Origin of the sequence: Streptomyces sp. AN091965 (genome assembly GCF_022698285.1) — a bacterium.
Taxonomy (GTDB): domain Bacteria; phylum Actinomycetota; class Actinomycetes; order Streptomycetales; family Streptomycetaceae; genus Streptomyces.
Map to the genome: position 1 here is coordinate 4,676,542 of NZ_JALDMY010000001.1, position 21,810 is coordinate 4,698,351.

The 21,810-nt window shown below is 72.4% G+C and carries 20 protein-coding genes; 6 read left to right on the forward strand and 14 right to left on the reverse strand.

Features of this window, described 5'->3' with window-relative positions; all coding sequences use genetic code 11:
- Positions 1-17 precede the first annotated feature (17 nt).
- Positions 18-731: a nucleotidyltransferase family protein gene (locus tag MQV74_RS19625; RefSeq protein ID WP_242728866.1), complete on the forward strand. Its 714-nt coding sequence runs from the start codon at positions 18-20 to the stop codon at positions 729-731.
- Between the two features lie 89 nt (positions 732-820).
- Here MQV74_RS19625 and MQV74_RS19630 read toward each other — a convergent pair whose 3' ends face one another.
- From MQV74_RS19630 to MQV74_RS19660, 7 genes are all read right to left on the reverse strand, one after another.
- Entirely contained in the window at positions 821-2,536 is a 1,716-nt protein-coding gene (locus MQV74_RS19630; RefSeq protein WP_242728869.1) for a DoxX family protein, read from the reverse strand.
- 136 nt (positions 2,537-2,672) lie between these two features.
- A complete protein-coding gene (gene rlmB / locus MQV74_RS19635; protein WP_242719485.1) occupies positions 2,673-3,614 on the reverse strand; it encodes a 23S rRNA (guanosine(2251)-2'-O)-methyltransferase RlmB in 942 nt (313 codons plus the stop codon).
- A gap of 88 nt (positions 3,615-3,702) precedes the next feature.
- Positions 3,703-5,109: a cysteine--tRNA ligase gene (cysS, locus tag MQV74_RS19640; protein WP_242719487.1), complete on the reverse strand. Its 1,407-nt coding sequence runs from the start codon at positions 5,107-5,109 to the stop codon at positions 3,703-3,705.
- Positions 5,110-5,229: 120 nt separating this feature from the next.
- Positions 5,230-5,634 carry a PPOX class F420-dependent oxidoreductase gene (locus tag MQV74_RS19645; protein ID WP_242719489.1) on the reverse strand — a complete coding sequence of 135 codons (405 nt, stop codon included), beginning with the start codon at positions 5,632-5,634 and terminating at the stop codon, positions 5,230-5,232.
- 127 nt (positions 5,635-5,761) lie between these two features.
- Positions 5,762-6,262 carry a 2-C-methyl-D-erythritol 2,4-cyclodiphosphate synthase gene (gene ispF, locus MQV74_RS19650; protein ID WP_242719491.1) on the reverse strand — a complete coding sequence of 167 codons (501 nt, stop codon included), beginning with the start codon at positions 6,260-6,262 and terminating at the stop codon, positions 5,762-5,764.
- On the reverse strand, positions 6,252-6,989 hold the full coding sequence (gene ispD, locus MQV74_RS19655) for a 2-C-methyl-D-erythritol 4-phosphate cytidylyltransferase (RefSeq protein WP_242719494.1): 738 nt from the start codon (positions 6,987-6,989) through the stop codon (positions 6,252-6,254). The genes ispF and ispD overlap by 11 nt, the downstream gene beginning before the upstream one ends.
- A 425-nt stretch (positions 6,990-7,414) precedes the next feature.
- A complete protein-coding gene (locus tag MQV74_RS19660) occupies positions 7,415-7,897 on the reverse strand; it encodes a CarD family transcriptional regulator (RefSeq protein WP_003953493.1) in 483 nt (160 codons plus the stop codon).
- A 672-nt stretch (positions 7,898-8,569) separates the two neighbouring features.
- Here MQV74_RS19660 and MQV74_RS19665 point away from each other — a divergent pair.
- Positions 8,570-9,304, forward strand: a complete 735-nt coding sequence (locus MQV74_RS19665; protein ID WP_242719496.1) for a DUF461 domain-containing protein — start codon at positions 8,570-8,572, stop codon at positions 9,302-9,304.
- Positions 9,305-9,466: 162 nt separating this feature from the next.
- Here the strand turns inward: MQV74_RS19665 and MQV74_RS19670 are convergent, their stop codons facing one another.
- Complete coding sequence (locus tag MQV74_RS19670; RefSeq protein WP_030682312.1) at positions 9,467-10,147, reverse strand: response regulator transcription factor; 681 nt, start codon at positions 10,145-10,147, stop codon at positions 9,467-9,469.
- Positions 10,144-11,409, reverse strand: a complete 1,266-nt coding sequence (locus tag MQV74_RS19675; RefSeq protein WP_242719498.1) for a sensor histidine kinase — start codon at positions 11,407-11,409, stop codon at positions 10,144-10,146. Before MQV74_RS19675 ends, MQV74_RS19670 begins: the two co-directional genes overlap by 4 nt.
- A gap of 295 nt (positions 11,410-11,704) precedes the next feature.
- Here MQV74_RS19675 and phoU point away from each other — a divergent pair, with 295 nt between their 5' ends.
- From phoU to MQV74_RS19690, 3 genes are all read left to right on the forward strand, one after another.
- Positions 11,705-12,385: a phosphate signaling complex protein PhoU gene (gene phoU / locus MQV74_RS19680; protein WP_242719500.1), complete on the forward strand. Its 681-nt coding sequence runs from the start codon at positions 11,705-11,707 to the stop codon at positions 12,383-12,385.
- Between the two features lie 2,101 nt (positions 12,386-14,486).
- Positions 14,487-15,023: a hypothetical protein gene (locus MQV74_RS19685; RefSeq protein ID WP_242719502.1), complete on the forward strand. Its 537-nt coding sequence runs from the start codon at positions 14,487-14,489 to the stop codon at positions 15,021-15,023.
- 153 nt (positions 15,024-15,176) lie between these two features.
- On the forward strand, positions 15,177-16,835 hold the full coding sequence (locus MQV74_RS19690) for a glycoside hydrolase family 55 protein (RefSeq protein ID WP_242719504.1): 1,659 nt from the start codon (positions 15,177-15,179) through the stop codon (positions 16,833-16,835).
- A gap of 9 nt (positions 16,836-16,844) precedes the next feature.
- On the opposite strand, the gene MQV74_RS19695 is transcribed toward MQV74_RS19690, so the two are convergent.
- From MQV74_RS19695 to MQV74_RS19705, 3 genes are all read right to left on the reverse strand, one after another.
- Positions 16,845-17,036 (reverse strand): hypothetical protein, encoded by a 192-nt coding sequence (locus tag MQV74_RS19695; RefSeq protein ID WP_242728871.1) that lies wholly within the window; start codon positions 17,034-17,036, stop codon positions 16,845-16,847.
- 65 nt (positions 17,037-17,101) lie between these two features.
- On the reverse strand, positions 17,102-17,350 hold the full coding sequence (locus tag MQV74_RS19700; protein ID WP_138960437.1) for a hypothetical protein: 249 nt from the start codon (positions 17,348-17,350) through the stop codon (positions 17,102-17,104).
- 75 nt (positions 17,351-17,425) lie between these two features.
- Positions 17,426-18,703: an MDR family MFS transporter gene (locus tag MQV74_RS19705; RefSeq protein ID WP_242719506.1), complete on the reverse strand. Its 1,278-nt coding sequence runs from the start codon at positions 18,701-18,703 to the stop codon at positions 17,426-17,428.
- A 173-nt stretch (positions 18,704-18,876) separates the two neighbouring features.
- On the opposite strand from MQV74_RS19705, the gene MQV74_RS19710 reads away from it, so the two are divergent.
- On the forward strand, positions 18,877-19,638 hold the full coding sequence (locus MQV74_RS19710) for a phosphoglyceromutase (RefSeq protein ID WP_030682335.1): 762 nt from the start codon (positions 18,877-18,879) through the stop codon (positions 19,636-19,638).
- 108 nt (positions 19,639-19,746) lie between these two features.
- Here MQV74_RS19710 and MQV74_RS19715 read toward each other — a convergent pair whose 3' ends face one another.
- Together MQV74_RS19715 and mshA are read right to left on the reverse strand one after the other, a co-directional pair.
- Positions 19,747-20,265, reverse strand: coding sequence for a YbjN domain-containing protein (locus tag MQV74_RS19715; RefSeq protein ID WP_242719508.1), 519 nt, complete (start codon positions 20,263-20,265; stop codon positions 19,747-19,749).
- Positions 20,258-21,613, reverse strand: a complete 1,356-nt coding sequence (gene mshA / locus MQV74_RS19720; protein WP_242719510.1) for a D-inositol-3-phosphate glycosyltransferase — start codon at positions 21,611-21,613, stop codon at positions 20,258-20,260. The genes MQV74_RS19715 and mshA overlap by 8 nt, the downstream gene beginning before the upstream one ends.
- Positions 21,614-21,810 lie beyond the last annotated feature (197 nt).

Below are 21,810 nucleotides of genomic sequence, written 5' to 3' on the forward strand. Positions count from 1 at the left end.
TCATGACCACCGGTGACATCCACACAGCAAAGCCCACGCAGGCCGTGGTCCTGGCCGGCGGCCAGGGTTCCCGGCTGCGCCCGTACACCGATGATCGCCCCAAGCCCATGGTCGAGATCCCCGGCACGGGCACCCCGATCATCGGCCACCAGCTGGCCTGGCTCGCGGCCGAGGGCGTGACGGACGCGGTCGTCTCCTGCGGCCACCTCGCCGAGGTCCTCCAGGACTGGCTGGAGAGCGCCGACCTGCCGCTGAAGGTCACCACCGTCGTCGAGACGGAGCCCCTGGGCCGCGGCGGCGGCCTGAAGTACGCGGCCGCCCACCTGCCCGAGCCCGACCAGCCGTGGTACGCCACGAACGGCGACATCTGGACCCGCTTCTCGCTGCGCGACATGGCGGCTTTCCACGCCGAGCGCGACGCCACCGCCACGCTCGCCCTCGCCCGCCCCCGCATCCCCTGGGGCGCCGTCGAGACCGACGCGTTCGGCCACATCACGGACTTCATCGAGGCCCCGCCGTCCCCGTACCTCATCAACGCGGGCGTGTACGTCTTCTCCGCGGCCTTCACCGCCCTGCTCCCGGACCTCGGCGACCACGAGCGCACCACGTTCCCGCGCCTGGCCCGGGAGAAGCGCCTGGCGGGCTTCCCGCTGCCGCAGGGCGCGTACTGGCGCGCCATCGACACCGCGAAGGACCTCACGGAAGCCGCCAAGGAACTGGCCGCGCAGTAGCGCCCCGAAGGGGCGCGGGGCTGAGTCACCATGCGGCTCCGCCGCGTGGGCGCGACCAGCCACGACGAACCCGCAGGCGACCGACGGCCTCAGCCCAGCACGCCGCCGAGCAGGCCAGGGCGGCCGCCGCCGCTGCCGCCGGAGCCGCTGCCGCCGCTGGTGGTGTCCGAACCACCCGTGGTGCCGCCGCCAGGCCCCGCGCCGCCGCTCGTGCCGCCGCTGGAGGTCGGGCCGCTGGTGGCGGCGGGCGGGCGCTCCTGGGTCGGCGCGGGCTGCTGCTGCGCCGGAGCCTGCTCGCCGGTGCCCTGCGTCGCGCTCGGCCTGCTGCCCGTGCCGCTGACGCTGCCCGTCTCGCGGGCCGCGTCCGGCGTGCCGGTGGCGCCCTCCTGCGAGGGGCTCGCCGTGGTGCCCTGCGTCGGCGTCCCCGCGGAGGCCGAGGGGCTGCGCGTGTCGCTGCGGCGCTCGCGCTTGCCGTCCGGGTCGCCCGGCAGCGGGGAGCCCGGCAGCTCGTTGCGCGGCGCCTCGCCGGGCCCCGGCACGGTCACGCGGTCCGCGTCCCGCACCGCCCCGCCGAGCAGCGAGCCGACGAGCAGCGTCAGGCCGACCACGACGGTGCCGACGAGCCCGCCCCTGCGCAGCACCCGGCGGCGCAGCTCCCACAGCGCGGCGCGCGGCCCGAGCGTGCGCCAGGCCTCCCCGGCGAGCCGGGCGTCGACGGAGTACACCGGGGCGCCCGCGATGATCAGCGGCGACCAGGCGGCGAGATAGATGATGTCGGGCGCGTCGTACGCCGGGACGGTCTTCCAGCTCACCGTCACGAGCAGCGCGATCGAAAGCAGCATCCCCACCCCGGCGGCGACCCGCTGCCAGAGGCCGAGCACGGTCAGGACGCCGACGATCACCTGGAGGAAGGCGATGACCAGGCCCGCGCCCACGGGGTGCTGGAGCGCCCAGTCCCGCAGCGGCTCGGCGAGCGCCCACGGGTGCAGCGAGTTCAGCCACTTGACCATGGAGCCGCGCTCGCCGCCGTCGAAGTAGACGGGGTCGCAGAGCTTGCCCATGCCCGCGTAGATGGAGATGAAGCCGAGGAAGACGCGCAGCGGGAGCAGCACCACGCCGAGGTTGAGGCGGCGCCCCGGGTAGTACGCGTGCCGCACCCCGTTGGGCGGCTTCCCGGCGCGGCGCCCGGCCGCGTCGTCGGCGAAGTCGGCGGCCTCGTCGCCGTAGCCGTCGTCGTACGGATCGTCGGCGCGCGCCTCGTCGTCGGCACTGCCCGGCATGCGCATCTGCGGCAGGAGCCGGGTGGGTCCGTGGTCGCCGCCGCGTGCGCCGCCCACGGCGGGGGTCTGCACGGTGTCGCCGTACGGATCGTCGACGTCGACGCGCGGGATGACCTGGGTGGCACCGCCGTCGTCGTAGCCGACGCGGGCGGCCTGCGGATCGCCGCCTGCCGTCACGTCCGCCGCGCGGCGCACCCCGCTGCCGCGCACGGCCTGCAGCAGCCCGCCCGCGCCGGGGTCACCCGGCTCGGACTTACCGCTCCAGACGACCGGCGCGCGCCGGCGCGCCCCGCCGCCTGCCGCGCCCACCGCGGGCATGCGCACGGTCTCCTCGGCGGCGCTCACATGGCGGGCGACGCGCGGCGACGGGGACCGCCCTGCCGGCGACAGCTGGACGCGGAAGCTCGCGTGATTGACGATGACCTGCGCGGGGTCGCAGGGCACCTTCACCATGCTCAGCGCGGGAGTGTCGTCGAACCCTGACGAGCGTCCCCCCGTGGGTGTGCGGGGTGTTCTGGTGTCCACACTCATCTAACCGAGTGACGCGAGGTTTGGACACTGCCTTGACCGCCCGGATCTGTCCGGACCCCGTCAAACCCCACCATTCCCCGCCACCGGCGGGCCCGCGGCCCGGCCGGTGGCGGGGGTCGGTGCGCAGGGCTCAGGCCCGGCGGCGGGCCGCCTCGTAGAGCACCACGCCCGCGGCCACGCCCGCGTTCAGGGACTCGGTCCCGCCCGGCATGGGGATCCGCACGCGGAAGTCGCAGGTCTCGCCGACCAGGCGCGAGAGGCCCTTGCCCTCACTGCCGACGACGATGACGACCGGGCCCTCCAGGGCGCCGAGCTCGCCGATCTCGTGCTCGCCGTCGGCGGCCAGACCGACGACCGCGATGCCCGCCTTCTTGTACGCCTCCAGTGCCCGCGTGAGGTTGGTGGCCCGCGCCACCGGCGTGCGCGCGGCCGCACCGGCGGACGTCTTCCACGCGCCCGCCGTCATCCCGGCCGCCCGGCGCTCGGGCACGACCACGCCGTGGCCGCCGAAGGCCGACACGGACCGCACCACGGCGCCCAGGTTCCTCGGGTCCGTCACGCCGTCGAGCGCGACGATCAGCGGGTCCTCGCCCTGGTCGTACGCGGCCGCGGCGAGGTCCTCCGGGTGCGCGTACTCGTACGGCGGCACCTGGAGCACGAGGCCCTGGTGGTTGAGGCCGTTGGTCATGCGGTCCAGCTCGGGCCGCGGGGCCTCCATCAGGTGGATGCCGCCGCGCTCACCGGCGAGCTGGATGGCCTCGCGGACGCGCTCGTCGTTGTCGATGAACTGCTGGACGTAGAGCGTCGTGGCGGGCACGCCCTCGCGCAGCGCCTCGGCGACCGGGTTGCGTCCCACGACCATCTCGGCCGCGGACTTGCCGCCGGTGCGGCGCTGCTGCGGGCGGCCCTGTGCGCGCCGCGCCTGTGCCTGCGCGATGCGCTGCTTGGCGTGGCCCTTGCGCATCTCGGCGGGCGGCGTCGGCCCCTTGCCTTCGAGGGCCCGGCGCCGCTTGCCGCCGCTGCCGACCTGCGCGCCCTTCTTGCCGGACATGCGGCGGTTGTTAGCGGCCATGACCTACCTGTTCCTCGGGTTACGTACGTATGTCTCTGCAATGCAGTGTGCCGCCCGGCGCGCCGGGCGGCACATTCGCGGGGTCCCGCTAGCGGGCGCCGAGCGTCCAGCGCGGCCCCGACGGGCTGTCCTCGATGGCCAGGCCCGCCTGGGCGAGCTGGTCGCGGATGGCGTCGGCGGTGGCCCAGTCCTTGCGGCCGCGCGCGGCCTCGCGCTGGTCGAGCACGAGCCGGACCAGGGCGTCGACCACGCCGTTCAGCTCGTCGCCCGAGCCCTCGCCGCCGACCGCCGCCCAGTGCGGGTCGAGCGGGTCGAGGCCGAGGACGCCCAGCATGGCCCGCACCTCGGCGAGCCGCGCGACGGCGGCCTCCTTGTCGTCCGCGGCGAGCGCGGAGTTGCCCTGGCGGACCGTGGTGTGGACGATCGCGAGCGCCTGCGGGACGCCCAGGTCGTCGTCCATCGCGTCGGCGAACGCGGGCGGCACCTCGGCCGCGGGCTCCACGACGCCCCCGGCAAGCTCCACCACGCGCTGCGTGAAGCCCTCGATGCGGGCGAACGCCGCCTCGGCCTCGCGCAGGGCCTCCTCGCTGTACTCGATCATCGAGCGGTAGTGCGGGGTGCCCAGGTAGTAGCGCAGGACGATGGGGCGCCAGCGCTTGACCATCTCGGAGACGAGCACCGAGTTGCCGAGCGACTTGGACATCTTCTCGCCGCTCATGGTGACCCAGGCGTTGTGCACCCAGTACGTGGCGAAGTCGTCGCCGAAGGCCTTGGCCTGCGCGATCTCGTTCTCGTGGTGCGGGAAGATCAGGTCGATGCCGCCGCCGTGGATGTCGAAGGCGCTGCCCAGGTACTTGTGCGCCATGGCCGAGCACTCCAGGTGCCAGCCGGGGCGGCCGGGGCCGAAGGGCGTGTCCCAGGCGGGCTCGCCCGGCTTGACGGCCTTCCACATGGCGAAGTCGCGCGGGTCGCGCTTGCCGGTGATGCCTTCCTCGCTGGGCTGCTGCATCTTGTCCAGGTCCTGGCGCGACAGCTCCAGGTATTGCGGCCAGGAGCGCACGTCGAAGTAGACGCTGCCGTCGGCCTCATAGGCGTGGCCGCGCTCGATGAGGCCGCGCATCATCTCGACCATCTCGGTGACGTGGCCGGTGGCGCGCGGCTCGTAGGTGGGCGGGAGGCAGCCGAGGGCGTCGTAGCCGTCGTTGAAGGCGCGCTCGTTCTCGTAGCCGATGGACCACCAGGGGCGGCCCTGGTCCGCCGACTTCCGGATGATCTTGTCGTCGATGTCCGTGACGTTGCGGATGAACGTCACGTCGTAGCCCCGGTACGCGAACCAGCGGCGCATGATGTCGAAGTTGAGGCCCGACCTGATGTGCCCGATGTGCGGGGCCGCCTGCACCGTGGCACCACACAGGTAGATCGAGACGCAGCCCGCGGTCAGGGGCTGGAAGTCACGGATCTGCCGGGCGCTGGTGTCGTACAGGCGAATCGTCACCACTCCAGGGTAGTGGGCGCGGGACAGTGCCCCGCGCCCCTTGGGGGCACGGGGCACACAACTGTGATGTCGGTGCCCGCCGGAGCCGTCCGGAGGGCGGCCCGGAGTCCCCCGGTCCGGTCAGATGCGCCCGATGACCTTGCGGGCCGTGACGCGGACGACGACGCGCTGCGCGTCGTCCTTGGAGCCCGGGTTGAAGTCGGCGTACTTCTTGCCCGTGTACTTCATCGACAGCTCGTCGATCAGCTCCTGGCCGCCCTCGGTGGTGATCTCGGCGGTGCCGCGGATCTCCGCGTAGGTGTACGGCGCGTCGAAGGGCTGGAAGAGCACCGTGACGCGCGGGTCGCGGCGCAGGTTGCGCTCCTTCCGTCGCCCGATCGTGGTCGAGAAGACGACGTCGTCGCCGTCGCGCTTCACCCAGACCGGTGAGAGCTGCGGGCTGCCGTCGGGCTGGATGGTGGCGACGGTGATGAAGACCGGGGTGTCGAGCAGGGACTTGAGGTCGTCGGACAGTGCGGCGGACATGGCTTCGCTCCTCGGCGGTTGATCACTGGACGACTCGTAGCCCTACCGGATCGCGGGACCGTGCGCCACGGGACGAGGCGGATTCCGGCCCGCGCTCAGCCCGTACGGACCACCGGTCCCGAGGGGTTCAGCCGGTACGGACCACCAGGGCCGTCGCGATGCCCATGAGGCCCTCGTCGCGGCCCGGGAAGCCGAGGCCGTCGGTGGTGGCGCCGGAGACGGAGACCGGGGCGCCGACCGCGTCCGAGAGGACCTTCTGGGCCTCCTCGCGGCGCTTGCCGATCTTCGGCCGGGGGCCGACGACCTGCACCGCTACGTTGCCGATGGTGAAGCCTGCCGCCCGGACGATCCGGGCCGCCTCGGCGAGGAGGGTGAGCCCCGAGGCCCCGGCCCACTCGGGCCTGCCGGTGCCGAAGTGGGCACCGAGGTCACCGAGCCCGGCGGCGGAGAACAGCGCGTTGCACGCCGCGTGCGCGACGACGTCCGCGTCGGAGTGCCCGGCGAGCCCGGGCCCCTCGCCCTCCCACTTGAGCCCGGCGCACCACAGTTCGCGGCCGTCCTCGAAGGCGTGAATGTCGGTGCCGACGCCGACCTGCGGCAGCGGGTACGGCAGCGGTTCAGAAGCCATCGTTGGCCCTCCTGCGGGCGAGTACGGCCTCGGCGAGCACGAGGTCGAGGGGGCGGGTCACCTTGAACGCCTCCTCGTGGCCGGGGACGAGCACGACCGGCTCGCCGAGCCGCTCGACGAGCCCGGCGTCATCCGTGGCGCCCTCGCCGACGACGTCGGCCTCGTGGGCGCGGACCAGGGTGGCGCGGTCGAAGCCCTGGGGCGTCTGCACGGCGCGCAGCCGGGCGCGCTCGGGCGTGGCGACGACCGGCTCGGGCGCCCCCGGCGCACCGGGCTCGACCTCCTTGACGGTGTCGGCGAGCGGCAGCGCGGGCACCACGGCGGGCGCCCCGTCGCGGACGGTCTCGATGACGGTGTCCACGGTGTCGACGGGCACGAGCGGGCGGGCCGCGTCGTGCACGAGGACGATGCCGACGTCCGGCGGGAGGGCGTCGAGCCCGAGCTTCACCGACTCCTGGCGGGTGGCGCCGCCGGGCACGACGACGACGTCGGTGCGCTCGGGCAGCGCGTGGTCGGCGAGCAGCGTCTTGACCTCGGTGGCGCCGTCCGGCGGGGCGACGACCACGACGAGCGCGACGGCGCGCGAGGCGGCCAGGGCGCGCACGGCGTGGACGAGCATCGGCGTGCCGTTGAGGGCGCGCAGGGCCTTGGGAGCACCGGGGCCGAGGCGTACGCCGCGGCCCGCGGCGGGGATCACGGCCGCGGTGCGAGAGGTTACGTCAGACATCGGTTCCGTTCAGGTTTGTGCGCTCGGCCGACATGGGTATGGCCACACCGTGCCGGGCGCGACGCCTTGACCGGACCCTTCCGTGACATCTGGTCGAGCCAGCTGCCCGAGCCCGGCACGCCAAAGTACCGGGGGATCTTTCCGTGCCCGCCAACCGCCGGTGAAGTCCGGGGGACGACAGGGCGTGGCCTGGCCCCGGATCCCGAGCGTGATGTGCGTACGAGCGCTGTGCCATGCGTACGGCTGTGACATGCGTACGAGGGCTTTTGGGTACGAACATGCCGCAGTGCCCGGCGACACCCTGTGGGGTCGGCGGGCACTGCGGCAGTTCCTTCATCCCTGAGTCATTCCGGGATGCGGCCATTCCGGACGCGCGCCCAGGTGGGGCACGGTGTCCGCACGCGCCGGAGCGACGGCTTCGGTCGTCAGGACGCGAGGACCTCGTCGAGCAGGGCCTCGGCCTTGTCCTCGTTCGTGTTCTCCGCGAGCGCGAGCTCGCTCACCAGGATCTGACGGGCCTTGGCGAGCATGCGCTTCTCTCCGGCGGACAGTCCGCGCTCCCGCTCCCGGCGCCACAGGTCACGGACTACTTCCGCGACCTTGATGACGTCGCCGGAGGCGAGCTTCTCGAGATTTGCCTTGTAGCGACGCGACCAGTTCGTGGGCTCTTCGGCGTACGGCGCGCGCAGTACTTCGAAGACCCGGTCCAGGCCGTCCTGGCCGACCACATCACGCACACCGACGAACTCCGCGTTGTCCGCTGGCACACGTACCGTCAAGTCGCCCTGGGCGACCTTCAGCACCAAGTAGGTCTTGTCCACGCCTTTGATCTGACGAGTTTCGATGGCCTCGATCAGCGCGGCCCCGTGATGGGGATAGACCACGGTGTCGCCAACCTTGAACGTCATGTGACAGGTACCCCTTCCGTGGCTATCCAGGGTAACACGGATACGGCGTCTTCTGAATGGCGTTTTCGCAGGTCAGGGCATATCTCGGGGCTTGACAACAGCAACAGGAACGTGCTGCGGACCGGCTGCGGAAGGGGGTATTCGCAGGTCGGAGCCGCTCTCCGGCGACGGTGAAACGCCCACGTTACACACCCCGCGAGAGCGCCCCAAGGGGACGAACGTCCCGGTTTGCCGGGTTCCCTCAGGTGAACTTCCGCTACTCCGTTCGGTGACCGGGGACACGTGTACGCCCGCCGGTGAGCGGCGAAGTGCGGGCCGCGCGGGAGCGAATCCGGAATTGATCAAGAAGCGCGGGCGCCCATGCGCCGGAACCGCGCTCCGATGCGCTTGCCGATACGGCGGCGATACGACGGTGATCCGGACGCTGATCAATTTCCGGCCCGCCCCGCATTCCTTACCGGAAATCCCCGAGACGCCACTGACGCGGTTATACGAATGTCGAAACGCGAGGCCAATGGGAAGCACGGGGCGGCGGAGGCGCCGGAGGCTGGTGGCACGTAGGGGCGGGTCGGGTGCCGCGGCGCGGGAACGGCTCGGTAACCTAAGCGCGCTGACACACCCTTAGGGCAACCGCCCGCCCGTATCGCCCACGTTCAAGGAGTTGCCGCCGCCGTGAGCCGCAGCCTTCGACGCGGCGCCATCGCCGCCACCGCCCTCGCGATCTCGCTCGCCTCGCTCACCGCTTGCGGTGCCGGGAACAACGCCCAGACGATCGAGATCAAGCCGGACAACGCGGCGACCGCCGTCGGCGACATCAAGATCCAGAACGCCATGATCATCACGCAGCCGGACCGCGAGTCGACCGGTCCCGCGGTGATCTCCGCGACCGTCTTCAACAACGGCCGCACCGCCCAGACCCTGGAGTCGATCACGGTCGACGGCACGGGCAAGAAGGCCGCCCTGAGCCCCGCCAAGGGCGACCGCCCCGGCAAGAAGGGCAAGGGCGGCGGCCTGGTCATCCCGGCCCACGGCTCCGTCGTCATCGGAGGCAAGGACAACGCGTCCGCCGTCCTGCCGAGCAGCCGTGAGGCCGTCGAGGACGGCAACGCGCAGCCCGTCACCTTCGCCTTCGACAAGACCGGCGACGTCAAGCTGAAGACGTTCGTCGTGCCGGCCGAGAGCTACTTCGAGAAGTGGGGGCCGAGCGAGCTCCCGAAGGCGCCGGACGCGAAGCCGTCCGGCTCCCCTTCCGGGAAGCCCTCCGGTCAGCCTTCCGGGAAGCCCTCCGGCAAGCCGTCCGAGGGTGCCTCCGGGACTCCGTCGGGCAACCCTTCCGGTGAGGCGGAGGCCCCTGCGAACGGGGCGGACGCGGATGCGGGGGCCTCGCACGAGGCCGCGGGGCACTGACGCCAGGTCCTACGTACGCGGAAGGGCGGGAACCCGGTGGGGGTTCCCGCCCTTCCGCGCATCTTTGTGCGTTGTGACCTGCGGGCCGTAGGGGGCTGGGCGCGCAGTTCCCCGCGCCCCCTTCGGGGCGCTCCCGCTCGGAGCGCTTCCCTGTGCGGCGGTCTACGGCTCGAACTTGTAGCCCAGGCCTCGTACCGTCACCAGGTAGCGGGGGGCGCCGGGGTCCGGCTCGATCTTGGCGCGCAGGCGCTTGACGTGGACGTCGAGGGTCTTGGTGTCGCCCACGTAGTCGGCGCCCCAGACGCGGTCGATGAGCTGCATGCGGGTCAGGACGCGGCCCGCGTTGCGCAGCAGCATCTCCAGGAGGTCGAACTCCTTGAGGGGCAGGTCGACCTTGGAGCCGGAGACCGTGACGACGTGCCGGTCGACGTCCATGCGGACCGGGCCCGCCTCCAGGGCCTGCGGGGTGACCTCCTCCGGCTCGCCCCTGCGGCGCAGGACCGCGCGGATGCGGGCGACCAGCTCACGCGACGAGAACGGCTTGGTGACGTAGTCATCGGCTCCTATTTCGAGTCCGACGACCTTGTCGATCTCGCTGTCCTTGGCGGTGACCATGATCACCGGGACGTTGGAGCGGCTGCGCAGCTGGCGGCAGACCTCCGTGCCGGGCAGGCCCGGCAGCATCAGGTCGAGCAGGACGAGGTCGGCGCCATTGCGCTCGAATTCGTCGAGTCCGTCCGGGCCGGTGGCCGCGATCGCGACCTCGAAGCCCTCCTTGCGGAGCATGTACGACAGGGCGTCGCTGAAGGATTCCTCGTCCTCGACGACGAGCACTCGGGTCACGGAAGGACCTCCGGGGCGGCAGGAATGGGTTCGTATGCGGTTGTGTCGTCGGGCCTGGCGCCCTGGTGCGCGCGCTCGTCGCCGAAACCGTGCCCGGCTCCGCGCTCGCGGGTCGCACCCGCCTCGGGCAGGCGCAGGGTGAAGGTGGAGCCCTGTCCCTCCGAGCTCCACACGGTGACCTCCCCGGCGTGCGAGGCCGCCACGTGCTTGACGATGGCGAGGCCCAGTCCCGTACCGCCGGTGGCGCGGGAACGGGCCGGGTCGACGCGGTAGAAGCGCTCGAAGATGCGCTCCTTGTCCTTGTCCGAGATGCCGATGCCCTGGTCCGTGACCGCGACCTCGATGAGGTCCCCGCCGGGGGCGTTGACCCGCCTGGCGGCTATCCCCACGCGGGTGCGGGCGGGCGAGTAGTTCACGGCGTTCTCCACGAGGTTGCCGAGGGCCGCGGCCAGCTGGCCGCGGTTGCCCCAGACGTGCAGGTCGGCGGTGCCGCCCGCGGCCATCGTGATCTGCTTCGTGCCCGCCTGGTGGCGGCAGCGGTCGATCGCCTCGGCGACGAGCTCGTCCACGCGGACCGGCTCGGCGTCCTCCAGGGGGTCGTCGTTCTGCACCCGGGAGAGGTCGATCAGCTCCTGCACGAGGTTGGTCAGACGGGTCGCCTCGTTCTGCATCCGGCCCGCGAAGCGCTCGACGGCCTCGGGGTCGTCGGCGGCGTCCATGACGGCCTCGGAGAGGAGGCTGAGGGCGCCGACCGGGGTCTTCAGCTCGTGGCTCACGTTCGCCACGAAGTCGCGGCGCACGGCCTCGATGCGGCGGGCCTCGGTGAGGTCCTCGACGAGCAGCAGCACGAGCCGGGAGCCCAGCGGGGCCACGCGCGCGGAGACCGCGAGGGCGTCGCCCCTGCCGGTGCCGCGGCGCGGCAGGTCCAGCTCGACCTGCCGTATCTCGCCGTCGCGCCGGGTGTCCCTGGCCATCTGGAGCATCGGCTCGACGGCCAGCTTCCCGCCGCGTACGAGACCGAGCGCGTACGCGGCCGAGCTGGCCTTGACCACGCTGTCCGCCTCGTCGAGCACGACGGCGGAGGAGCGCAGCACGGAGAGCACGGTGTCGACGCCCGGTGGCAGTACGGGGTCGGTGTGCAGGGAAGTCCTGGTGGGGCGTTTCTGGTCGCGTTCGCTCCAGCGGAACGCCAGCATGGCGATGACACCGGTGCACACCCCGGCGATCGCTGCCGCTGCGGCGACCGCCGCGTTCACGTCCATGCCTCAAGGTTATGCGTGGTCGGAGCACCAGCCACAGCCATCCGAGTGGCCCCTCGAACAGTCGTCGCTCAGAGTTCACCAAGGGGACAGTGGTGGTTCATTTTGGGTGGCCGGGTCGGCGGAGCGGTTAGTTCCGGCACACAGGGGCCGTATCCCACCGTTCGCCTGGAGGACAGGGGCGATTCACTTGTGATGCCGGTAACGGACGCGTCCGCACCACACCGTGGGAGCGTAGGGGAGAACCCCTGATGACGTAGGGGCCCGCCCCTGTGACGTACGAGAGAGGGACAGCCAGATGCGTGACGCGTACCACGAGGAACTTGACTCGATCGGCGAGGGACTGGTCGAGATGGCCCGTCTCGTCGGGTCGGCGATCGGGCGCGCCACCACGGCCATGCTCGACGCGGACCTGAAGCTCGCGGAGACCGTGATCGCCGCCGACCAGAAGGTCGACGACCTCCAGCACGACCTGGAGGCCCGCGCGATAGCACTGCTGGCCCGCCAGCAGCCGGTGGCCACCGACCTGCGCATCGTCGTGACCTCGCTGCGGATGAGCGCCGACCTGGAGCGGTCCGGCGACCTCGCCCAGCACGTGGCGAAGCTCGCGCGGCTGCGCTTCCCGGAGTCGCCGGTGCCGCGCGACCTGCACGCGACCATCCTGGAGATGGGCCAGCTCGCGCAGCGCCTCATGGCCAAGGCGGCGGAGGTCATCATCACCAAGGACGTCGACCTGGCGCTCCAGCTGGAGCAGGACGACGACGAGATGGACCTGCTGCACCGCACGCTCTTCCAGCACCTGATGGACGACCGCTGGAAGCACGGCATCGAGACCGCGGTCGACGTGACGCTGCTCGGCCGCTACTACGAGCGGTTCGCGGACCACGCGGTGTCGGTGGCGAACCGGGTGGTGTACCTGGTGACGGGCGAGCACGCGGATGAGCTCCAGCCGGGCAACGCGGCTGTGGAGGGGGCCTGACCCCTTGACCGGGCTGGGCCCCCCGGGGGGGCTGAGCCCTTGGACGGCCTGGCCCCAGGGGGGCCTGAGCCCCTTGGACGGCCTGACCCCAGGGAGGCCTGAGCCCTTGGGCGGCCTGACCCCGGGGGGCTGTCCCCTTGAGGGCGGCCTGGGTCCAGGGGGCCCGGCCTAGGTGTGACGGGTAGCCGCGCTGCGCGCGGCCGGGGCGGGCCCACCCGCCCGCCCCCATCGGGGTGCGGCGGGTGGCCTCCGCGGTGGGGCGGCCTGGCCGGGGCCGAGCGTGCGGGCGGGGGCTGTCCCGCCACCCGCCCCCGCCCGGGACGCGGGCCCGTGAGCCACCCGCCGCGGCAGCCCACGTCGAAGGCCTGGCACAACCTGCGCCGAAGCGGTCAGCGGCAGGCCTTCGCCGAGCCGCCACGCCGGGGGCGGTCCCACCGCCCTCCCCCGTCCAGGACACGGGTCCGGGAGCCACCAGCCGACAGCCTCGCCCCACGCCGCCCCGTCGGCGCAGGCCCGCCACCCGCCCCCGCCCGGGACACCGGCCCGTGAGCCACCCAGCTGCGCCATCCCATGCCGAAGGCCTTCGCGCCAAAGGCACACCGTGCCGAGGGCCGCGCTACGCACCGCGGAGCTCTGCCCGCCTCCCCCGCCCGAGGCGCAGCCCCGCGAACCACCAGCCGCAACAGCCCACGTCAACGGCCCGGCGCAGCCGCCACCGAAGCGGCCAACGGCAGGCCTCCGCGCCGAGCCGCCCCGCCGGGGGCGGTCCCACCGCCCTCCCCCACCCAGGACACGGGTCCGGGAGCCACCAGCCGCAGCAGCCCATACCGAAGGCCTTCGCGCCAGAGGCGACCGTGCCGAAAGCCTCGCTGCCCAGCGTCAGGGCGCAGCCCCGTGAGCCACCGGACGCAAGGGGCCGGCGCGGTCACGTCACCCGCAGTGCTTCGCGTCGGGGCCGCGCTCGGCGAAGCCGGGGAGATCCGGGTGGGTGGGAGGGAGGAGCCCGCCGCGGTAGCGGCGGGGGCGGCGGGGGCGGTCCACCCGGCGGCAGCGCTCCGCGTCGGGGCCGGGCGGGCGGAAGCCGGGGCGATGCGGGTGGGCGGGTGGGAGAGGCCGCGGCGAAGCCGGGCAGGCCGGTGCGGGCCGGACCAAGGCAGGGCGGACCCGTACGGGCCGGGGTGGAGCAGGCCGGGCCGGCGCAAGGAGCCCGGAGCGGAGCAGGGCAGGGTCCGGGTGAAGCAGGGCGGGCCGGTGCACGAGGGCCAGAGGCAGGGCCCCGGTGGAGCAAGGCAGGCCGCGGCAAAAGGGACCTGGTGGAGCAAGGCAGGCCGGTCAGGGCCAGAAGGTAGGCCCTCCGGGAGGGCAAGGGCAGGTCCGTGCAGGGGGTCAGGGGCAAGGCCCGAGGGAAGTGGGGCGGGGGGATGGGCGCCGGGCTCCGGGCCCGGCGCCCACCGCTAAGCCCAGCGGAGCGTCAGCCGCAGCCGCCGCCACACTGGCAAGCCCCACCCGACTGGCAGCCGCAACTGCAGCCCGGACCGCACTGGCAACCGCTCGTACAGGTGTCGCGCTCAGGGGATTCAGCCATGGTCTCCTCCTCGAAGGCGTGAGACGTACTGCCTGCTCTCCATTCCATGCATCGGGCAACGGGGCGCGTCAACGGCGCACATGGGCGCGCTCAGCCCCACGAGCGCCGCTCGCCGCCTCCCGTGCCACCCCCTCCTCCCTTGCCATGGGCATGGCCTAATCCGCACTGCGCAGGGGGGACTTCACGGCCTGCCCGGCCACCCCGCGGCCCCGGCGGGCACGAAGTCACCGCAAGGCCCTCGCGGACGTACGGGACAAGGACCGCAGACAGTCCTGTCGGCAACCTCCGGTGGGTCCGACACCCAAAGGCTCCACACACGCACGGCACCCCCTCCATTCTGCGTACGGATTCACGTACGCAGCCGCGTCCACAGGGGCGCACGAGGCCTACGGGGCGGCTGATGACGCGCCGTCACACCCTCTTCCGGAGGCTTGAATTCACCGGGCACTCCGGGGTCCGGCAGGTCGTTGAGAGCTCACTCAGCCAAGCCGCGTCCACTCCAGAGGCATCATGGGCATGCTGCGTGACACAGGCCGTTTCCTCGTCCGGATCGGCACGGGAACAGCTCACGGCTTCACCTGGCTCGTCACCCACTTCTATGACTACGCGCTCACCCCTACGGGGCACTTCTTCGCCTCCCTCGGCACCGGGACAGCCCACGGCACCACATGGCTCGCCACCCGCACCTACGACCACGCCCTCACCCCCACCGGACACTTCTTCGCCTCCCTCGGCACGGGGACAGCCCGGTGCTTCCTGTGGCTCGTCACCCACTTCTATGACTACGCGCTCACCCCTACGGGGCACTTCTTCGCCTTCCTCGGTACAGGAACGGCCCACGGCGCCACATGGCTCGTCGTCCACTCCTACGACCACGCCCTCACCCCCTTCGGGCACGGCTGTGTCTGGCTGCTCGTGTTCGTGTGGGAGCGTCTGATCCTCTGGCTGGTCCACTTCGTGCTCAGTGAGGAGCTGGCCAAGGTCGCCGTGTCGGCGATCCTTCTGGAGATCGCCGTACTGCCCTTGCTCCGGAGGTGGCGCGGCGAGAGGTGAACTGCCCGACCAGCAGGGCCCGTCAGCACCCGTTCAGGGATCTGAGCCGCACCGAGGGCTTCCCGCGCGGCGCGGTGCCGTGCCATGCTCCCGCTCGACGCAGACGTGAACCTCGTTCAGCTACGTAAACGACCGCGAGGAAATGAGGGCGCCATGCCCAACCTCAGCAGACGCGGTGTCCTGGGTGGAGCCATCGCCGTCGCAACCGCCGCCGCGACCGGGACCGGGGCCGCCGCGGCCGTGGGCCCCCGACCGGCCGCACTCTGGCGGGAGTTCGCCGGAAATCCGTACGCCCACCCGCAGATCCCCTACGTGGGCCGCGCCGGATGCCGAGGGGGCGAGCGCCGCTTCCGTCGGCCGCGCGCCGTCTTCCCCGTCCGCCGCTACGGCGCCGGGCCCGGCACCCGGGCGGACGCCGCGCCCGCGATCAACCGTGCCCTCGCCGCCGCCGGAAGGGCCGGCGGGGGCACGGTCCAGCTCGAACCCGGCACGTACCGGATCGACGGCATCGTCCGGATCGCACACGACAACGTCGTCCTGCGCGGCGCGGGCAGCGGCCGCACCACGCTCGTCGCCACCCGCCACCTCACCGAGCTGATCGGCCCCTACGGCAGCCGCTACGGCGGGGACAAGTCCAGCTGGTCCTGGGCCGGAGGGCTCATCTGGCTGTGTCCGCAGGAGCGTTGGGACTCCCTCGTCGCCGCGATCCGGGCCGCGGACTGGCCCTTCGAGGGATGGACGGGAAACCGGCGGGACCAGTGGCGCGGCCTCACCGCCGTCTCCCCCGCCCGCCGCGGCGACCGAACCGTGCGCGTCGCGGACCCCGCGCGCGTGCGCCCCGGCGACCTCGTCCTCCTCCGCCTCGCCGACGACCGCGGCCACACCCTCCTGGAGCACATGGCGGGCGGCGGCCCGGGCCCCGAGGCGTACTCCTGGGACGACAAGACGAAGCTGACCTCGTACGTCCCCTACGAGTGGCCCGTACGGGTCACCGGGGTGCACGGGCGCGAGGTCGCCCTCGAACGGCCGCTCCCGCTCGACGTGCGGCCCGAGTGGGATCCGCAGCTCACCACCCACGTCTCCGCCCTCACCGGCTCCGGCGTCGAGGGGCTGACCCTGGAGGCCGTACAGACGCCGCAGTCGCCGCACCTCCTCGACAAGGGGTTCAACGGCGTCACCTTCCAGTGCGCGTACGACTGCTGGGCCGACGACGTGCGCGTGCGCCACGTGGACAACGGCTTCGGGCTCGTCGCCGCGTCCGCCTGCACCCTGCGCGGCACCTCCGTCGGCGGGCGCGGCGCGCACCACCCGTACTTCTGCCGCGAGGGCTCGCACGACAACCTGATCGAGGACTTCCGCATCGAGCGGCGGACCGTGCCCGCGCCCCCGGGGACGCAGCTGCACGGCATCAACGTGGAGGGCCTGTCCTCGTACAACGTCTGGTCGCGCGGCCACATGGAGACGGGCACCTTCGACACGCACCGGGGCATGCCGTTCGCGAACGTCCGCACGGAGATCGTCGTCAACAACGACGGGCGGCACGGCGGCGACGCCAGCGCCGGGCCCCTCTACGGCGCCCGGTTCACCCACTGGAACGTCAGTGTCAGCAACCAGCGCGCCGGACTGGTCAAAATTGACGGCATCGCGCCGTACAGCGCCACGGTCGGCATCTCCCTCGTGCGGGAGTTCGACCAGATCGACGTACCGGACTTCTCCGGAGGGCTCGACTCCCGTATCGAGGCCTACGGTTCACCCGGTGCCGTACGTCCCCGCAATCTGTACGAGGCCCAGCGCGCCCTGGGACTCGGCTGAAGGGAGGACTCAAGTGAAGGGGACCAGGCGGACGACGGTCACCGTCAGGACCGAACCCGACACGTAGTAGAGGACGATCGCGCCGCCGACCGTCGCCTCCCTGCGGTCCCGCTCCTGGTCCACGGCCGCCGAACCGTGCCCGTACGGGTCCCGGCCGAGGGTGCGCTCCATCGCCGCCCGGAACTGGTCGGCGTCGCCCATCTTGGCGAGGGTGTCGTCGGCGGGCGGCGCGTAAGTGATCCGGTAGCTCCGGCTCCGGTGACGGCTCACGCGATGCTCCGCCTCTCGGCCTCGTCGGCCGCGAGGCGGTCGAGGAGGGCCTCGGCCTCGGGGTCGGGCACGGCCTGCAGCATCCAGTGGCGCATCACCGAGTGGATCTCGTCGACCCCCGCCCCGTTGATGGCGCGGTCGAAGTCCGCGCGCCGGTCCTCGGGGAGGGCGGCGCGGATGTCCGGGATCGTGTTGGGCACCTCGACCTCCTCGCCGCCGATGAAGGTCTTCAGTGGTTCGGCCATGGTCGGGTCACTCTCCCTGGGGTCCCTGGACGGTCCCGGCGCTGCTGTCACCGTAGCGGCCGACGCCGGGGGCTTTCAGCCGCCGGCGTCGGCCTTCTCCGCCGCCTTCTCCCTGCCGGCACCGGGCCGCGGCCCGCTCTCGTACGCCACCGGGTCCGGAAGGTTGCGCATGAGGCCCCAGTACCCGAGGGCCGCGACCGTACCCACGACCGCGCAGAAGCCCCACAGCCAGTCCGCGCCGAAGCGGTCGATGACGGAGCCGGAGATCAGCGGGGCCGCGAGCGCCGCGACCGCCCACGACATGGTGTACATGCCCTGGTAGCGGCCGCGCGCGTTCGCCGGCGAGAGGCGGACGACCAGGCCCGTCTGGGTGGGGGCGTTGACGATCTCGGCGAGCGTCCACAGGCACACCGTGAGGGTGATGAGGCCGACCGAACCGGCGAACGCCGTGAGGGCGAAGCCGTAGCCCGCCACGAGCGAGGAGATCACCAGCAGGCGCTGCGGGTCCCGGTGTTCGATGAACCGCGTCACCGGGATCTGAAGGAGCACGATCATGACGCCGTTGAAGGCGATCGCGATGCCGTAGTCGCTCGGCTTGAAGCCCGCCTCGCCCATCGCCACCGGCAGTCCCACGTACGCCTGCTGGAAGATCAGCGCGACCAGGAAGGAGAGCCCGACGACGCCCATGAAGCGGCCGTCCCGCAGCACCGTGCCGAGACCGGGCTCCGGCCCGTCGCCCGCCTCCCCCTCGCCGGGCGCGGGCCGCGACTCCGGGAGCTTCACGAAGATGACGGCCGCGCACGCGAGGGTCATCGCGGCCTCCAGGAGGAAGCCCGCGAGATAGCTGTACGAGGCGATGAAGCCCGCGGCGGCCGAGGAGATGGCGAAGCCGAGGTTGATGGCCCAGAAGTTCAGCGAGAAGGCGCGGACGCGGTCCTCGGGCCGGACGATGTCGGCCATCATCGCCTGCACGGCGGGCCGCGAGGCGTTGCTCGCCATGCCCACGAGGAAGGCCACTGCCGCGATGGCCACCGGGTGGGTCATGAATCCGAGCAGCGCCACGGACAGACCCGTGGACGTCTGCGCGATGAGCAGGGTGGGACGCCGCCCCAGGCGGTCGGTCAGGACGCCCGCGCCGAGCGACGAGACGACTCCGCCGAGCCCGTGCAGGGCCGCGACGAGGCCCGCGTACGTGGCCGAGTAGCCCTGCTCCAGGGTCAGGTAGATCGCCAGGAACGTGGACACGAAGGCCCCGAGGCGGTTCACCAGGGTGCTGGTCCACAGCCACCAGAACGCCGGTGGCAGCCCCGACACGGATTCCTTGACGGCGCGTCTTGCGGCGGTGAGCGGCATGCGAGGACCCCCGGGGCGGTGCGGGCCCGGCCGCCGCGGCGATCGGGCATGTAAGTACCAGGAACGGAGGTCACAACTTACGCAACCGTGGTCCCTGCGGACTACTCATTTGACAGGTAGCGTCAATCGCTCCGGGACGCGGCCCCCTCCGGAGTTCCATTACGCTCGTGGGCATGGCCGACGCACCGTACAAGCTGATCCTCCTCCGCCACGGCGAGAGCGAATGGAACGCGAAGAACCTGTTCACCGGCTGGGTGGACGTCAACCTCAACGAGAAGGGCGAGAAGGAGGCGGTCCGCGGCGGTGAGCTGCTGAAGGACGCCGGCCTGCTGCCCGACGTGGTCCACACGTCGCTCCAGAAGCGCGCCATCCGCACGGCCCAGCTCGCGCTGGAGTCCGCGGACCGCCACTGGATCCCGGTCCACCGCTCCTGGCGCCTGAACGAGCGCCACTACGGCGCCCTCCAGGGCAAGGACAAGGCCCAGACCCTCGCCGAGTTCGGCGAGGAGCAGTTCATGCTCTGGCGCCGCTCCTACGACACCCCGCCGCCCGCCCTTGAGGACGGCACCGAGTTCTCCCAGTCGGGCGACCCGCGCTACGCCTCCATCCCGCCGGAGCTGCGCCCGCGCACGGAGTGCCTGAAGGACGTCGTCGTCCGCATGCTCCCGTACTGGTACGACGGCATCGTCCCCGACCTCCTGGCCGGCCGCACCGTCCTGGTGGCCGCGCACGGCAACTCCCTGCGCGCCCTGGTCAAGCACCTCGACGGCATCTCCGACGCCGACATCGCGGGCCTGAACATCCCCACCGGCATCCCGCTCGCCTACGACCTGGACGCCGCCTTCAAGCCCCTCAACCCGGGCGGCACGTACCTCGACCCGGAGGCCGCGAAGGCCGCGATCGAGGCCGTGAAGAACCAGGGCAAGAAGAAGTAAGCCCGCACCTTCTTCTCGCGTTCAAGGCCTCCACCTGCGGCTCTCCGCGGTGGGGGCCTTGTCGCTGCGCTGGGGCCGTCGCTGAGCTTCGGCCAGGCCTGAGCGGCGCTACTCCCCGGTGCCGGACCGGGGCCGGGTGAGGTGGGTGAAGGCCTCCAGGTTGCGGGTTGATTCGCCTCGGGAGACGCGCCAGGCGTACTCCTTGCGGATCGCCGTCGCGAAGCCCAGTTCCAGGAGGGTGTTGAAGGAGCCGTCCGCCGCTTCCAGGACGGAGCCGAGGAGGCGGTCCAGTTCGTCCGGGGTGACGGCGGCGAGGGGGAGCTTGCCGGTGACGTAGACGTCGCCCAGGGAGTCGATCGCGTAGCTCACGCCGTAGAGGCGGAGGTTGCGCTCCAGGAGCCAGCGGTGGACGGCCTCGTGGTTCTCGTCGGGGTGGCGGACGACGAACGCGTTCAGGGAGAGGGAGTGCTTGCCCACGCGCAGGGAGAGCGTCGTGGAGAGCTTGCGGGTGCCGGGGAGTGTGACCACGTACGAGCCCGGCTCGGGGGACTCCCAGTCGAGTTCCGCGTCGGCCAGGAACCGCTCGATCACCGTGTCAGGGGTCTCACCAGCAGCAACGTCACCCATGGTGCGAGGGTACGCGACGGCGGTGGTCGTGCATCGCCGCGGTGTACACATCGGCGGTGGCGGACGCCGCCGTGCCCCAGCCGAAGGACTCTGCGTGCAGGGCGGCCGCCGTGCCCATGCGGTCGACCAGGTGGGGGTTGTCGGCGAAGTCGCCCAGCACGCGCGCGTAGTGGGCCGGTTCGTGGTCGGGGATCAGGAAGCCGGTGACTCCGTCGCGCACGGCGACCGGCAGGCCGCCCACCGCCGCGGCGAGGACCGGTGTGCCCGCCGCCTGCGCCTCGATGGCGACGAGCCCGAACGACTCGCTGTAGGAGGGCATGACGAGCAGGGAGGCCGCGCGGAACCAGTCCGCGAGCTGGTCCTGGCCTACGGGGGGCTGGAAGCGCACCACGTCCGCGATGCCCAGGCGGGCCGCCAGCTTCTGCAGGCCCTCGGGTTTGGCGAGGCCGCTGCCGCTCGGGCCGCCGACGATCGGGACGACGATGCGGCGGCGCAGCTCGGGGCGTTCGTCGAGGAGGACGGCCACCGCGCGCAGCAGTACGTCCGGGGCCTTCAGGGGCTGGATGCGGCCCGCGAAGAGCGGCACGAGGGCGTCCTGCGGCAGGCCCAGGCGGTGGCGGGCGGCGGCGCGGCCGTCGGCGGGGCGGAAGCGGTCGAGGTTGACGCCGGGGTGGACGACGGCGACCTTCCCGGGGTCGGCGTCGTAGTGCCGTACGAGTTCGTCGGCCTCTTCGGAGGTGTTGGCGATGAGCCGGTCGGCGGCGCGCACGATCTGGGTCTCGCCGATGACGCGGGCGGCGGGCTCGGGGGTGTCCCCGGAGGCGAGCGCCGCGTTCTTGACCTTGGCCATGGTGTGCATGGCGTGCACGAGCGGGGTGCCCCAGCGCTCGGCGGCGAGCCAGCCGACGTGGCCGCTGAGCCAGTAGTGCGAGTGCACGAGGTCGTAGTGGCCGGGGCGGTGGCCCGCCCAGGCGAGCATGACGCCGTGCGTGAAGGCGCACAGCTGGGCGGGGAGCTCCTCCTTGGCCAGGCCCTCGTAGGGGCCCGCGTCCACGTGGCGCACGAGGACGCCCGGGGCGAGCTCGACGACGGGCGGCAGCGCTCCCGTGGTGGCGCGGGTGAAGATCTCGACCTCGATGTTGATCTCGGCGAGGCGCTTGGCGAGCTCCACGATGTAGACGTTCATGCCGCCCGCGTCGCCGGTGCCGGGCTGGTGCAGCGGCGAGGTGTGCACGCTGAGCATGGCGATGCGGCGGGGGCGGCGGGGCGTGCCGGGAAGGCGCAGTCGGGCGGGCGCCGACGGGGCCGCTGGGAAGCGACGCCCGAGCCTGGTCACGTAGTGGCTCACGTGGCGGTCCTCCTTGGCCTGGGCAGCGGCGTCCTGGACCTCGTACGGCGGGCACGGCGATACGGAGGGCGTACGAGGTCCTCTGAGGACGGCAACACCGGAACTTCCGCCTCCATTTCCTCTTTGCCAAAGCATTACCTTGGGGGTCTCAGCCGTAGCCCTTGCATACGCTTGCCCCATGTCCCCCCGCGCACCCC

Excerpts from the sequence above, each read along its gene's own strand:
- rlmB (WP_242719485.1), bottom strand. The coding sequence starts at position 3,614 with ATGGCCGCTAACAACCGCCGCATGTCCGGCAAGAAGGGCGCGCAGGTC.
- MQV74_RS19645 (WP_242719489.1), bottom strand. The coding sequence starts at position 5,634 with ATGTCCGCCGCACTGTCCGACGACCTCAAGTCCCTGCTCGACACCCCG.
- ispF (WP_242719491.1), bottom strand. The coding sequence starts at position 6,262 with ATGGCTTCTGAACCGCTGCCGTACCCGCTGCCGCAGGTCGGCGTCGGC.
- ispD (WP_242719494.1), bottom strand. The coding sequence starts at position 6,989 with ATGTCTGACGTAACCTCTCGCACCGCGGCCGTGATCCCCGCCGCGGGC.
- MQV74_RS19660 (WP_003953493.1), bottom strand. The coding sequence starts at position 7,897 with ATGACGTTCAAGGTTGGCGACACCGTGGTCTATCCCCATCACGGGGCC.
- MQV74_RS19675 (WP_242719498.1), bottom strand. The coding sequence starts at position 11,409 with ATGGACGTGAACGCGGCGGTCGCCGCAGCGGCAGCGATCGCCGGGGTG.
- phoU (WP_242719500.1), top strand. The coding sequence starts at position 11,705 with ATGCGTGACGCGTACCACGAGGAACTTGACTCGATCGGCGAGGGACTG.
- MQV74_RS19685 (WP_242719502.1), top strand. The coding sequence starts at position 14,487 with ATGCTGCGTGACACAGGCCGTTTCCTCGTCCGGATCGGCACGGGAACA.
- MQV74_RS19690 (WP_242719504.1), top strand. The coding sequence starts at position 15,177 with ATGCCCAACCTCAGCAGACGCGGTGTCCTGGGTGGAGCCATCGCCGTC.
- MQV74_RS19695 (WP_242728871.1), bottom strand. The coding sequence starts at position 17,036 with ATGGGCGACGCCGACCAGTTCCGGGCGGCGATGGAGCGCACCCTCGGC.
- MQV74_RS19700 (WP_138960437.1), bottom strand. The coding sequence starts at position 17,350 with ATGGCCGAACCACTGAAGACCTTCATCGGCGGCGAGGAGGTCGAGGTG.
- MQV74_RS19705 (WP_242719506.1), bottom strand. The coding sequence starts at position 18,703 with ATGCCGCTCACCGCCGCAAGACGCGCCGTCAAGGAATCCGTGTCGGGG.
- MQV74_RS19710 (WP_030682335.1), top strand. The coding sequence starts at position 18,877 with ATGGCCGACGCACCGTACAAGCTGATCCTCCTCCGCCACGGCGAGAGC.
- MQV74_RS19715 (WP_242719508.1), bottom strand. The coding sequence starts at position 20,265 with ATGGGTGACGTTGCTGCTGGTGAGACCCCTGACACGGTGATCGAGCGG.